Here is a 13,321-nt window from a genome sequence, read left to right on the forward strand (position 1 = left end):
GGCACGAGCCGTCCCGGGGAGCGTGCACGACATGCTCAAGTCCGGCGCAAGTCGGGTGTGGTCGGGGGGAGTCACGGCCATACTGCTGCCATCGGTCGGGCCCCGGGAACGGGCCGGGCCACAGGGGAGGATGAGGCGGGTGGCAACACCAGTAGGCAACGGCACCCCCGGCGCCGCGTTCCCGGCACGGCCGGGCCAGCCGCCGGGCGCCGCGGGCGCGGCAGGCGCTGTGGGCACGGCCGGGCCGACGACGGCCGGTTCGGGGGCCCCGGCCGTCCCCGGAGCGGCCCCGCTCGCGGAGTCCGGCGGCGCCGCCCCGGCGCCCGGACCCGGCGGGGCGCCCGCGAAGCGCCCCCCGGCGGCCGTCGCCACCGGCGTGCGCGCCCGGCTCGCACAGGCCACCCGCACGCCGCCCGGTCGGCTGCGCCTGGCCGGAGTGCTGCTCGCCGTGCTCGCCGTCGCCTTCGGCGGGCTCACCGCCTGGCAGTTGGAGACCAGGGCGCAGGCCGCCGACCGGGTGGTCTCGTACAGCCAGCCGCTCAGCCGGGACGCCGCCGAGATCCACCGCAACCTGGCCGACGCCGCCACCACCGCGGCGAGCGGATTCCTGCTGGCCGGCGCCGAGCCCGAGGCGGTCCGCGGCCGCTACGAGCAGGACGTCGCCACCGCCGCCAAGCTGATCGCCCAGGCCGCCGCCCGGACCACGGCGACCTCCCCCGCGCAGGGCTCGCTCGCCCGGCTGAACCAGCAACTCCCGGCCTACGCCGGCCTGGTAGAGACGGCTCGGGCCGACAACCGGCAGGGCATCCCGCTCGGCGGCGCCTACCTGCGGTACGCCTCCGAGCAGATGCAGACCGTGCTGCTGCCGGCCGCCGCCGAACTGGCCGCCGTGGAGGACCGGGAGCTGGCCGACGACTACGCCGAGGCCAGGGCGGTGCCGTGGGCGGCGTACGGCCTGGCGGTGGTCACCCTGGCCGCGCTGGCCTGGGTGCAGCTGACGCTGTTCCGCCGCACCAACCGGGTGTTCAACATCGGGCTGCTGGGCGCCACCGCCGCCGTCCTGTCCGGCGCGTTGTGGCTGACCGTCACCGGACTGGCCACCAATTCGGCCCTCCAGCAGAGCAGGCGCGAGGGCGCGGCCCCGCTGCGGGCGCTCAACTCCGCCCGGGTGGACGTGCTGACCGCCCGGCTGGCGGAGAACCTGCACTTCGTCGCCCGCGGCTCGACCACCCGGTACGCCGAACAGTGGACGAAGGCCACCGGGCACCTGGCCGGCTCCGAGGGCCTCCCGCCGGACCGCTCCGACGGCTCGCTGCCGGAGGCCGCCCGACTGGCGCCGTCGGCCGCCGTGGCGAGCGTCCGGGACGCCGCGCAGCAGTTCGACGAGTGGCGCCGGCGGCACGACGCGGCCCGGACGCAGGAGGTCGAGAACGCCGACTACCAGGGCGCGCTGGAGGCCACCGTGACGGCCGGGGGCGACGCGGCCACCGCCGACGCCGCCTTCGACGCCACCGACAAGGCGCTCGCCCGGGCCGCCGACATCGAGCAGGACCGCTTCACGCAGGCCGCCGAGGGCACCGGCGGGGACCTGCGCGCCGCCGCCGTCGCCACCGCGCTGCTCGGCCTGATGGCCGCGGCCGCCGCGCTGCGGGGCCTGGGCCGGCGACTGGCCGAGTACCGGTAACGGGCGAGGGGAGACCGACCGATGCGCAACAGGGGTTCCAGGAGAACGACCAGGCCCGCCGCCGCGCTGGCCCTGCTGGCGGCCGGCGCGGCCGTGCTCGCCGGGGGCGGGCCGGTCGGCGCCGCGCCGACGGCCGCGACCGCGCCGCCGGCCGTCCAGCAGGAGCAGCAGGAGCAGGCCGACGGCTGCGACGTGTACCGGAGCGTGCCGCCGAGCAGCGAGGACGGACCGGCCGTGAAGGCCGTCAAGGACAAGCGCAGCCTGGTGATCGGGGTGGACCAGAACAGCTACCGCTGGGGCGCCCGCAACCCGAACACCGGCCAGATCGAGGGCTTCGACATCGACCTCGCCCGGGCGATCGGCGCGGCCGTCATGGGCGACCCGGAGAAGGTGGTGCTCAAGCCGGTGGCCACGGCCGACCGGATCGACGCCATCAAGAAGCGCCGGGTCGACCTGATCGTCCGCACCATGACGATCAACTGCAAGCGGATGGAGGACGTCGCCTTCTCCAAGCCGTACTTCAACATCAGCCAGCGCGTCCTGGTGCCGAAGACGTCACCGGCGAAGAACATCGACGACGCGGTCAGGGACCGGAGGGTCTGCGCCGCCGACGGCTCCACCGCGCTGAGCATCGTCAAGGAGAAGAACACCGCCCGACAGGTCGTCACGGTGGAGAACCAGCTGGACTGCCTGGTCCTGATGCAGCTCGGCAAGGTCGACGCCGTCATGACCGACAACGGGCTGGCGGCCGGTCAGGCCGCGCAGGACCAGACCGTGCGGATCGTGGACGGCGAGGCCCAGCCGGAGGTGATCGGCGTCGCCATGGCGAAGGACAGCACCGATCTGACCGCCCGGGTGAACCAGGTGCTGGCCGACTACTACGCGCGCGGCGACTGGGCCCGTTCGTACGAGCACTGGCTCAAGCCGTACATGCTCAACGAGCCCGACCACTACTGGCCGGGCACCCGCTGAGCCGGCCGGCGGCGACCGGGCGCGCGGCCCCGCGGGCAGCCCGGAGGACGGCCCGCGGGGACGGACCGACGGGCGACGCGGAGGACGGCGCGGGAGAGGTAGCGCACGCGCCGTCAGCGGGGCGTTGACGGCAGGTGGACGCCCCCGCGCCCGTTCCGCCCGAACGGCCACCGGCTAGGGTTCGGGACGATCACCGCGGGGAGACCGGTGGTGGACACGGGGGTTGTCGTGGGACCGCACGTCAGGCACGTCGGGATCGCACGCGAGGAAGGAAGGACACCGCGGTGGCGGCATCGGCTGGCCCGGTACTGAGCCGGGAGGAGGTCGACCGCGCGCTCGCCCGCCTCGGCGCGGAGCGGGACGCGGTCGAGTCGGCGCTGCTCGCCCTCCAGGACCACGCGGGCCTGCGGCTGCTGGACGGCGCCGAGCTGTCCGGACGCACCCTGGAGCGCTGGTCGGTGGCCGGCCGGGGCCTGCCGCTGCTCTGGGCGCTGTTCGACCGCTACTCCGAGGCGCTGGCCTCGGCCCGCGCCGTCCGGGCCCGCAAGGCCAAGCCCGGCGCGCCCGAACTCGCCGAGCTGAGCGAACTGCTGACCGGCGACGCGGTGACCGTCCCGGGCGGGGTGGCGCCGGACGGCCCGCAGGTCCTCGGCGCGCCCGCGAAGCTGGTCGAACGGATCAGCCTGGACGCGCTGATGGCCCGGATGAACTCCTGGTACGCCACCGTGCTGGAGGTGGTCAGCGCCGCCGACGCGGTCTGGTCGGCCCTGCCGGCCCGGATCGACCTGCTGCTGGCCGAGCTCCAGCGGGTGCGCACCCTGGCCGCCTCGCTCGGCGTGCGCACCGGCGGCCACCCGCTGGCCGACGACCTGGCCGGGATCGAGAAGGACCTCACCGCGCTGCGCGCCGAGGTGCGCGGGGACCCGCTGGCGCTGTGGCGCCCGGCCCGGGTGCCCGCCCAGCGCGGCACGGTCCCGGAGGGCTCGGCCTTCGCCGGGCCGGCCGGGGTGGTGGACACCGAGCGGTTCGACCGGGCCGGGCGGGCGCTGGACGGCGTCCGGCTGGAGCTGGAGGACCTGCTGCGGCTGCGCGACGAGGCCGAGGAGCGCCTCCAGGGCGTCGGCGACCTGCTCCAGCGGGCCGACGCCACGCTGGCCGAGGCCCGCCGGGCGCGCGGCGAGGTGCTGGCGAAGATAGCGTCCAGCGACGTCCCGGCGGTGCCCGGACCGGCCTCGGCGCTGCGCGAGCGGATCGTCGCCGCGCTGGACCTGCGCCAGGCCGGGCAGTGGGGCCGGCTGGCGCCGATGCTGGACGCGCTGGAGGACGCCGCCGCCAAGGAGCTGGGCCGGGCCCGGCAGTCGCTCACCGAGGTGACCCAGCCGCTGGCCGTCCGGGCCGAACTGCGCGGCCGGCTGGACGCCTACAAGGCGATGGCGGCCCGGCTGCGGGTCGCCGAGGACCCGGAAGTGATCGAGCGGTACGAGAAGGCGCGCTGGCTGCTGTGGAGCGCGCCCTGCGACCTGCGGGCGGCGGCCGCCGCGGTGGCCCGGTTCCAGCAGTCGCTGCGGCCGGCCCCCACCGAGGCCGGGCCCGGGCAGGCTCAGGAGGGGGCCGGCCAGCCGCCGGCCGACGGACAGGTCCAGGGGGGCTGAGGGTGATGGGCGGGACGTGCGAACGGCCGGAGTGCTCCGGCAGCGGCAGGATCGACGCCGACGGCTACTGCGACGAGTGCGGGCTCGCCCCGGCCGGCCGGACCACCCCGACGCCCCCGGCGGCCGGGACCGCCGCGCCGCCCCAGGCGTCCGGGTCGCTCCGGGCGTCCGGGACGTCCGGCTTCCGGGCCACGGCGGCCGGCCCCGGTTCGCCCTGCCCGCGCGACTGCTCCGGCACCGTCGACCCGGACGGCTACTGCGACGAGTGCGGCCTGACCCCGCCCGCCGGCGACACCGGCGCCACCCAGCCCCACGTCCCCTCCGCCCGGGTCTCCCCCGGCTCCGGCCCGCACGGCCCGGCCCGCTCGGCGTCGACCCGCACCGGCTCGGCCCGCTCGATGTCCGGCCGCTCCCGCTCGCACCGCTCCACCCGCACCGGCAGCGGCCGCTCGCTCTCGGTCCGCTCCACCCGGGGCGGCGTCAGCGCGGGCACCCGCAGCCGGCTGGGCGCCGGCCTGGTCACCGTGCCCACCGTCGAGGCGGCCGACCCGGCCCGGGCGGTGCTGGCCGACCCGGAGGTGCCCGAGCGCAAGCGGTTCTGCTCCAAGTGCGACGCCCCGGTGGGCCGGGAGAAGAACGGCCGCCCCGGCCGCCCGGACGGCTTCTGCACCAAGTGCGGAACGCCGTACTCGTTCACGCCCAAGCTGCGCCGCGGCGACCTGGTCGGCGGGCAGTACGAGGTGGTGGGCTGCCTGGCGCACGGCGGGCTCGGCTGGATCTACCTGGCGGTGGACCGGCGGGTCAACGACAAGTGGGTGGTGCTCAAGGGCCTGTTGGACACCGGGGACGAGGACGCGCTCGCGGTGGCCGTCGCCGAGCGGCGCTTCCTGGCCGAGGTGGACCACCCGAACATCGTCCGGATCATCAACTTCGCCGAGCACCCGGACCTGCGCACCGGCTCCACCGACGGCTACATCGTGATGGAGTACGTCGGCGGGAAGTCGCTCAAGGACATCGCCAACGAGCGCCGCACCCAGGACGGCCGGCGCGAGCCGCTGCCGGTCGAGCAGGCGATCGCGTACGCGCTGGAGGCGCTGCCCGCCCTGGGCTACCTGCACGGCCGGGGGCTGGTGTACTGCGACTTCAAGATCGACAACGTGATCCAGAGCGGCGACGCGCTCAAGATCATAGACATGGGCGCGGTCCGCCGACTCGACGACGACGGCCCGATCTACGGCACCATCGGCTACCAGGCCCCGGAGATCGCCACCGACGGCCCGTCCGTCGCCTCCGACCTGTACACCGTGGCCCGCACCCTCGCGGTGCTCACCTTCGACTTCCAGGGCTACAGCGGCACCTACCGCGACTCGCTGCCCGGCCCCGAGCAGGTCGAGGTCTTCGCCCGGTACGAGTCGTACTACCGCTTCCTGGTCCGCGCCACCGACCCGGACCCGGCCCGCCGCTTCGCCTCCGCCGAGGAGATGGCCGACCAGCTCACCGGCGTGCTGCGCGAGGTCCTGGCCCTCCAGGACGACCGGCCCCGGCCCGCGCCGTCCACCCTGTTCGGGCCCGAACTACGCGTCGTGGACACCGAGTTGGTCCTGCCCACCGAGCAGCCCGGGCAGCTGCGGGTGGCCCCGCTGGACCCGGCCGCCGCCGCCCTCGCGCTGCCCGTCCCCCGGGTCGACCCCGACGACCCCAACGCCGGGTTCCTGGCCGTCCTGGTCACCCCCGACCCCGGGGAGACCCTCGCCGCGCTGGCCGCCGCACCCGCCGTCTCGCTGGAGAGCCGGCTGCGCGAACTGCGCGCCCTGCTCGAACTCGGCCGCCACGACGAGGCGGTGGGCCGCCTCGCCGAGCTGGAGCGGGACCAGCCGGACGACTGGCGGGTGGTCTGGTACCGCGGCCTGACCGCACTGGTCGGCGGCTCGTCCGACACGCGCCGGGCCGAGGGGCGCGCCGACGCCCTGCGGGTCGCCGCCGAGGCCTTCGACGCGGTCTACGACGCCTTCCCCGGCGAGGCCGCCCCCAAGCTGGCCCTCGCCGTCTGCGCCGAACTGCTCGGCGACGGCGGCGACGCGGCCGAGTTCTACCGGCTGGTGTGGGCCACCGACCACGCCTACCTGAGCGCCGCCTTCGGGCTGGCCCGGGTCCGGCTGGCCGGGGAGGACCGGACCGGCGCGGTCCGCGTCCTGGAGACCGTCCCGGCCACCTCCAGCCAGTACACCGCCGCCCGGATCGCCGCCGTCCGGGCCCGGCTGCGCGAGCGCCGGCCCACCGACGACCTGGCCGCCGACCTCGGCGCGAGCTCCGCGCAGCTGACCGCGCTGCGGCTGGACGCCCGCCGCCGCGAGGAGCTCGCCGTCGAGGTGCTCGACGCGGCCCTCGGCTGGGTCGGCGCCGAGGCGGCCGCCGGCCGGCGGGCCACCGACCTGGTGGTACTGGGACGTCCCGCACAGGAGCGGGAACTGCGCTTCGCCCTGGAACAGTCCTACCGGGTACTCGCCCGGTTGGCCGACCGGGCGGAGACCAGGATCGAGATGGTGGAACGGGCCAACCGTGCCCGTCCCAGGACGTGGGTGTAGCAGATGCCGCAGCAGACCGAGTGCCCGAGCTGTTCGGAGCCGATGGACCCGGAGGACGCCTACTGCGGCTCCTGCGGGACCGGCCGGGACGGCCGGGCGGCCCCCGGCTCGATGCCGACCAGCTGGGCCGCCGCGCGCGGCGAGGCCGTACCGTCGCCGCGCGGTCCGGTCTGCGTGCACTGCGGGCAGCCGCAGGTCACCGCGGACGGCTACTGCGAGGGCTGCGGCGGCGCCCAGCCGCGCCCGCGCGACCACATGGAGAAGTCGCTCGGCGGCGTCGCCGGGGTCAGCGACCGCGGCGTGCGCCACCACCGCAACGAGGACTCCTTCACCGTCGCCGCGACCTCGCTGCCCGGCGGCGAGCCGGTCGTGGTCGCCGTGGTGTGCGACGGCGTCTCCTCCTCCGACCGTCCGGACGAGGCCTCGGAGACGGCCGTGGACGCCGCCTCCGAGTCGCTGCTGACCGCCCTGGAGGCCGGCCGGGACGCGAACCAGGCGATGCGCCAGGCCATCGCCGACGCCGCGCGGGCCGTCGCCGACCTCGCCACCGACGGCGCCGGCCCCACCCGGCCCGACCTCAACGCGCCCGCCTGCACCTACGTCAGCGCGATAGCCGCGGGCGGGCGGGTCACCATCGGGTGGGTCGGCGACACCCGGGCGTACTGGATCCCGGACGACCGCGCCGCCGCCGAGCCGTTCCGGCTCACCCAGGACGACTCCTGGGCGGCCCGGATGGTCGAGGCCGGGCTGATGGGCGAGGCCGAGGCCTACGCCGACCCGCGCGCGCACGCGATCACCGGCTGGCTGGGCGCCGACGCCGAGGAGGTCGTGCCGCACACCCTCGACTTCACCCCGCACGTCCCCGGGGTGGTGCTGATCTGCACCGACGGGCTGTGGAACTACGCCGAGGCGGCCACCGACCTGGCGTACTACGTGCGCCCGGACGCCCGCACCGAGCCGCTCGCCACGGCACAGACCCTGGTGAAGTTCGCCGTCGCGGCCGGCGGCCACGACAACATCACCGTCGCCGTGCTGCCGATCGACCCGCCGGCCGCCGCCGTGGCGGAGGCCGAGCAGAGCCCGACCGCGCTGGACCTGCCGGTGGTCGTCCCCCGGCCCGCCGGTCCGCCGGCCGCGGAGGACGACGAGGCCTACGAGCCGACCCTGCCGGACATCCCGGTGATCGGCTCCCCCGCCGCCCCGCTGCCCCCGGCCCCGCCCGCGCCCCAGGCTCCGCCCGTCCCGCCGACCGCCCCCGCCGCTCCCGCCCCGCCCGCCGTACCGCCCGTCCCGCCGCAGCCGCCGCACCCGCCGACGGCCTGACCGACCACCCCGCCGGACGCTCCGGCACCACGGCCCGCCGGCCCGTCCGGCGGGCCGCCCCACCGTCCTGAGCACGTCCACCCCTCACCCGACGGGAGCCGACCGCCCCATGGCAACACTGGCGAAGCCGAACCTGCCCAGGTTCGACGTGGAGATCTTCCAGAACGAGTACCTGGCGGACGGCGCCCGCGAGGTCAACGCCATCGTCACCGTCACCGCGACCGGCGGCGGCACCTCCGGCGGCCGGCCGCTCGGCTTCGCCGACGCCACCCCGGCGGGCGCCGGCGCCGCGGCGGCCGTGGTCATCCTGGTGGACTGCTCGGGCTCGATGGACTACCCCAAGAGCAAGCTGAACGGCGCCCGCGAGGCCACCGCCGCCGCCATCGACGCGCTGCGCGACGGGACCGCCTTCGCCGTGGTCGCCGGCACCCACGAGGCCCGCGACATCTACCCCGGCGACGGCACCCTCGCCACCGCCTCGGCCGCCACCCGCGAGCAGGCCAAGGAGTCGCTGCGCCGGCTCACCGCGGCCGGCGGCACCGCGATGGGCACCTGGCTGGCCAAGGCCGACACGCTCTTCCTCACCCGCCGCGACATCGCCATCCGGCACGCCGTCCTGCTCACCGACGGCAACAACGAGCACGAGTCGGCCGAGGACCTGGCCCGCACCATCGAGCGGGTGACCGGCCACTTCACCGCCGACTGCCGCGGCGTGGGCACCGACTGGCGGATCGACGAGCTGCGCCGGATCTCCTCGGCGCTGCTCGGCACCACCGACATCGTCGCCGAGCCCTCCGGCCTGGCCGAGGACTTCCGCTCGATGATGGCCGGCGCGATGGGCAAGCAGGTCGCCGACGTCGCGCTGCGGATCTGGACCCCGGCCAACGCCACGGTCAGGTTCGTCAAGCAGGTCGCCCCCGCGGTCGAGGACCTGACCTCCCGGCGCACCGACGCCGGCCCGCGGGCCGGCGACTACCCCACCGGCTCCTGGGGCGACGAGAGCCGCGACTACCACGTCTGCGTCGAGGTGCCGGCCGCCGCGGTCGGCAACGAGATGCTGGCCGCCCGGGTCAGCCTGGTGCTGCCCGAACAGGTCGCCGGCGGCACCCCCGATGTGCTCACCCAGGGACTGGTCAAGGCGGTCTGGACCGACGACCTGGCCTCCTCCACCCGGATCAGCCCGCAGGTCGCCCACTACACCGGGCAGGCCGAGCTCGCCTCCTCCATCCAGGAGGGCCTGGAGGCCCACCGGGCCGGGGACGTCGACCGCGCGACCGCCAAGCTGGGCGCCGCCGTCCGGATCGCCCACGCGACCGGGAACGACGGCACCTACAAGCTGCTCCAGAAGGTGGTGGACGTGGTGGACCCGAAGGAGGGTACGGTTCGGTTCCGTAAGAACGTGAGCGAGGCCGACTCGATGACCCTTGAGACCCGGTCGACCAAGACGGTACGTGTGAAGAAGTGACCGCTGAAGACGTGACCGGGCCGGCGCCCCGGCGCGACGCCGCACCGAGCCGGCCGGAAACGAGGGGGACCTGATGCCGATCTGCCCGAGGGGCCACGAGTCGCAGGCCGAGGACTGGTGCGACTTCTGCGGCTTCCCGATGACTCCGCCGGCCCCCGCACCGGGGGCGCACGGCGGCTACCCGGGGGCGCCCGGGGCCGACCCCGCGCCCGGCGCGCACCCCGGATACCCGGGGCACGGCAGCGCCTCCTTCGGCGCGCCTCCGCCCCCACCGCCGATGCCGCCGGGGGCCGTCCCGCCGCCCGGGGCGCCCCTGCCGCCCCCCGGCACCGTGCCGCCCCCGCCGCCGCACGGCGGCATGCCCCCGCACGGAGCCGTCCCGCCGCAGGCCGGGCCGCAGGGCCTCACCGCGGGCCTGGTCGTCTGCCCGATCTGCCGCAGCCCGCAGACCGGACGGTTCTGCGAGGAGTGCGGCTACGACTACGAGCTCTCCACGCCCTCGCGCCGCCAGGTGCCCGGCGCCGGCCACACCCCGCCCGGCCCGGCCCAGCAGCCGCCGCTGAACATCCCGGCGTCGTACGGCGGCACCCCGCCGCACGACCCGGCCGGCCAGCCCCCGTACGGGCAGCCGCCGTACGGGCAGCCGCCGGCCGCCCAGCAGGCCGTCGCCCCGCCCGTGCCGCAGCAGCCGCAGGCCCCGGCGCACCAGCACACCTACGGCTACCCGCCCGCCCAGCCCGCCGGCGGCCCGGAGGGGTCCGCGCCGGAGGGCGCGTTCCCCGACGCCCCGGTGCGCGAGGACTCCGGCCCGGTGTACGCCCAGCCGGCCGGCCCCGGCCCCAACAGCCGCGGCGGCGACTTCGGCACCTCCTTCCACCTGGCCCCGCCGCAGCACCAGCAGCCCCAGGAACCCGCCGCGGCCGAGCCGGTGCGGGCCAACTGGATCGCCGTGGTCTCGGCCGACCGGGACTACTTCACCGAGATGATGGCCCGCAGCGGCCCCGAGGCGGCCGGCCTGTTCTTCCCGCCGTACTGCCCCGAGCGCCGGATCCCGCTGACCGGCCGCGGCCAGCTGCGGATCGGACGGCGCAGCCAGCACCGCGGCACGGTGCCGGAGATCGACCTGTCCGTCCCGCCGGAGGACCCGGGCGCCTCGCACCAGCACGCGCTGCTCGCCGAACAGGCGGACGGCAGCTGGGTGCTGGTGGACCAGGACTCGACCAACGGCACCACCATGAACGGCGGCGCGGAGCCGGTCACCCCGCACACCGCGGTGCTGCTGAACGACGGCGACCGGATCCACATCGGCGCCTGGACCACCATCACCGTGCACCGGGGCTGAACGGGCGGCCGGCTGAAACGGCGTCCGCTGAAAGTCCGTCGGAGATTTTTCTGACGGCCGGTCAGTGGCAACTCCGGCCGGGCCGGGCGGAATTAGACATCCGCCCGGCCCGGCTTTGTTTCCCCGTTCCTCAAAATATCCGCAAATTCGTCGGATCCGACGTGCACAGGAGGCTTCACAACCCCTAGGCTCAGGGCACATGACTGCTGCTATATCCGCTGACGGCATCCGCCAGCGGTACGGGGATGTGCAGGCTGTCGACGGGGTGTCCTTCACCGTCGAGGCCGGCGAGTTCTACGGGATCCTGGGCCCCAACGGGGCCGGGAAGACCACCACGATGGAGATCCTGGAAGGCGTTCGGAAGCCTGACGAGGGCCGGATCCAGCTGCTGGGCATGGAGCCCTGGCCGCGCAATCCGAAACTGCTGCCGCGAATCGGCGTGCAGTTCCAGGCGACCGCTTTCTTCCGGAAACTGACGGCCCGGGAGACCATCCGCACCTTCGCGTCGTTCTACGGGGTCGGCCCCAAGCGGGCCGACGCGATGCTGGAGCGGGTCGGCCTCTCCGAGAAGGCCGAGACCCACACCGACAAGATGTCCGGCGGCCAGGCCCAGCGGCTGTCGATCGCCTGCGCACTGGCCCACGACCCGGAGCTCGTCTTCCTGGACGAGCCCACCACCGGTCTGGACCCGCAGTCCCGGCGCAACCTCTGGGACCTCCTGCGGGACATCAACGCCGAGGGCCGCACGGTCGTGCTGACCACGCACTACCTGGACGAGGCCGAGGTGCTCTGCGACCGGGTCTCGATCATGGACCACGGCAAGATCCTCCACACCGGCGCCCCGGCGGCGCTGATCCGCGAGATCGACGACACCGTCCGGATCAGCGTGGCCTCCGGCCAGCTCCCGCTGGACCGGGCCCGGGAGCTGCTCACCGCGGCCGGCGCGGACATCGCCACCCTGGAGGACGACACCGTCTCGCTCTCCGTCTCCACCCGCCTTCCGGCCCCGGTGCTCAGCGTTCTGGCCGAGCAGAACGCGCTGCGCGGCCTGGAAGTGCGCGGCGCCACCCTGGAGGACGTCTTCCTCCAGCTGACCGGACGGGAGTTCCGCGCATGACCGTCAACACCCCCACCGAGCCGCAGGCCCCCGCCCGGCGCGGCGGCCCGGCCACCGGCGAGCGGGAGCGGGTCAGCGCGTTCTGGAGCCTGTCCCGCGCCATGCTGCTCGGGATGAAGCGCGACCGCACCGCGACCTTCTTCATCCTGCTGTTCCCGCTGGTGTTCCTGGTGTTCTTCGGCGCCGTGACCAAGGGCTCCGGCAGCCCGCACGCCAAGGTGGCGCAGGTCGGCGCGGTGAAGCTGTTCGACTCGATCCAGGGCGAGGACCGCGCCGGGCTGGAGAAGGTCCTCACCATCACGAGGACCGACGACGAGGCCGCCACGCTGGAGAAGGTCCGCAAGGGCGACTACGACGCGCTGATCAAGCAGGGCCCGGACGGCAAGGTCGAGCTGCGCTACACCGCCGCCGACCAGGTCCGCGCCGGCGCGCTCCAGGGCATCCTCAACTCGGTGGTCCAGAGCGCCAACCAGGCGGCCACCGGCCAGAAGCCGGCCTTCGTGCTGGACTCCCAGCAGGTCGAGGACAAGTCGCTCAAGCCGATCCAGTTCCTCACCCCCGGCCTGCTCGGCTGGGCCGTCGCCACCGGCGCGGTGTTCGGCGCGGCGCTGACGCTGGTCAACTGGCGCAAGACCAAGGTGCTGCGCCGGCTGCGGCTGGCCCCGGTCAGCGCCGGAACCGTGGTCAGCTCCCGGATCCTGGTCTCGCTGCTGACCGCTTTCCTGCAGACCGCCGTCTTCCTGGTGGTCGCGACCAGCTTCTTCGGGCTCAAGCTCACCGGGAACTGGTGGCTGATCATCCCGCTGGTGGCCTGCGCGACGCTCGCCTTCATGTCGATCGGCCTGCTGGCCGGTTCGGTCGCCAAGACCGAGGAGGCGGCCAACGGCATCTCGCAGATCATCGTGCTGCCGATGTCGTTCCTGTCCGGCTCGTTCTTCCCGATGGACGGCGCCCCGGACTGGCTGCAGGCCGTCTCCAAGGTCATGCCGCTGCACTACCTGGTCGACTCCGCCCAGTCGGTGCTCACCCGCGGCGGCGGCGTCATGGACGCCGTGCCGACCATGGGCGGCCTGCTGCTCTTCGCGGCCGTGCTGACCGGCATCTCCTGGAAGCTGTTCCGCTGGGAGGACTGACCCTCCTCCGCTGACGTCCCGGCCGATGCCCTCGGCCGGCGTCCGCCG

At 75.4% G+C, this 13,321-nt stretch carries 9 protein-coding genes; all 9 read left to right on the forward strand.

Features of this window, described 5'->3' with window-relative positions; all coding sequences use genetic code 11:
* The first annotated feature begins 139 nt into the window (after positions 1-139).
* The 9 genes from ACIQI7_RS20065 (at position 140) to ACIQI7_RS20105 (ending at position 13,273) form a co-directional block, all read left to right on the forward strand.
* On the forward strand, positions 140-1,684 hold the full coding sequence (locus ACIQI7_RS20065) for a hypothetical protein (protein ID WP_401111614.1): 1,545 nt from the start codon (positions 140-142) through the stop codon (positions 1,682-1,684).
* 21 nt (positions 1,685-1,705) lie between these two features.
* The gene (locus tag ACIQI7_RS20070; protein ID WP_401111617.1) at positions 1,706-2,656 is read left to right on the forward strand and encodes a glutamate ABC transporter substrate-binding protein; all 951 of its coding nucleotides are present in this window, start codon (positions 1,706-1,708) and stop codon (positions 2,654-2,656) included.
* Between the two features lie 284 nt (positions 2,657-2,940).
* Positions 2,941-4,308: a hypothetical protein gene (locus tag ACIQI7_RS20075; protein WP_387757844.1), complete on the forward strand. Its 1,368-nt coding sequence runs from the start codon at positions 2,941-2,943 to the stop codon at positions 4,306-4,308.
* A 5-nt stretch (positions 4,309-4,313) separates the two neighbouring features.
* Positions 4,314-6,893, forward strand: a complete 2,580-nt coding sequence (locus ACIQI7_RS20080) for a tetratricopeptide repeat protein (protein WP_401111618.1) — start codon at positions 4,314-4,316, stop codon at positions 6,891-6,893.
* A gap of 3 nt (positions 6,894-6,896) precedes the next feature.
* Positions 6,897-8,216 carry a protein phosphatase 2C domain-containing protein gene (locus ACIQI7_RS20085; RefSeq protein ID WP_401111621.1) on the forward strand — a complete coding sequence of 440 codons (1,320 nt, stop codon included), beginning with the start codon at positions 6,897-6,899 and terminating at the stop codon, positions 8,214-8,216.
* A gap of 109 nt (positions 8,217-8,325) precedes the next feature.
* Positions 8,326-9,681 (forward strand): VWA domain-containing protein, encoded by a 1,356-nt coding sequence (locus ACIQI7_RS20090; RefSeq protein ID WP_401111624.1) that lies wholly within the window; start codon positions 8,326-8,328, stop codon positions 9,679-9,681.
* 73 nt (positions 9,682-9,754) lie between these two features.
* Positions 9,755-11,023 (forward strand): FHA domain-containing protein, encoded by a 1,269-nt coding sequence (locus ACIQI7_RS20095; RefSeq protein ID WP_401111626.1) that lies wholly within the window; start codon positions 9,755-9,757, stop codon positions 11,021-11,023.
* A gap of 199 nt (positions 11,024-11,222) precedes the next feature.
* Complete coding sequence (locus ACIQI7_RS20100) at positions 11,223-12,140, forward strand: ABC transporter ATP-binding protein (protein WP_401111628.1); 918 nt, start codon at positions 11,223-11,225, stop codon at positions 12,138-12,140.
* Complete coding sequence (locus tag ACIQI7_RS20105; RefSeq protein WP_401111629.1) at positions 12,137-13,273, forward strand: ABC transporter permease; 1,137 nt, start codon at positions 12,137-12,139, stop codon at positions 13,271-13,273. The genes ACIQI7_RS20100 and ACIQI7_RS20105 overlap by 4 nt, the downstream gene beginning before the upstream one ends.
* Positions 13,274-13,321 lie beyond the last annotated feature (48 nt).

This window comes from Kitasatospora sp. NPDC092039 (assembly GCF_044756065.1).
In the GTDB taxonomy this organism is placed as follows: domain Bacteria; phylum Actinomycetota; class Actinomycetes; order Streptomycetales; family Streptomycetaceae; genus Kitasatospora.

Excerpts from the sequence above, each read along its gene's own strand:
- ACIQI7_RS20070 (WP_401111617.1), top strand. The coding sequence starts at position 1,706 with ATGCGCAACAGGGGTTCCAGGAGAACGACCAGGCCCGCCGCCGCGCTG.
- ACIQI7_RS20080 (WP_401111618.1), top strand. The coding sequence starts at position 4,314 with ATGGGCGGGACGTGCGAACGGCCGGAGTGCTCCGGCAGCGGCAGGATC.
- ACIQI7_RS20085 (WP_401111621.1), top strand. The coding sequence starts at position 6,897 with ATGCCGCAGCAGACCGAGTGCCCGAGCTGTTCGGAGCCGATGGACCCG.
- ACIQI7_RS20090 (WP_401111624.1), top strand. The coding sequence starts at position 8,326 with ATGGCAACACTGGCGAAGCCGAACCTGCCCAGGTTCGACGTGGAGATC.
- ACIQI7_RS20095 (WP_401111626.1), top strand. The coding sequence starts at position 9,755 with ATGCCGATCTGCCCGAGGGGCCACGAGTCGCAGGCCGAGGACTGGTGC.
- ACIQI7_RS20100 (WP_401111628.1), top strand. The coding sequence starts at position 11,223 with ATGACTGCTGCTATATCCGCTGACGGCATCCGCCAGCGGTACGGGGAT.
- ACIQI7_RS20105 (WP_401111629.1), top strand. The coding sequence starts at position 12,137 with ATGACCGTCAACACCCCCACCGAGCCGCAGGCCCCCGCCCGGCGCGGC.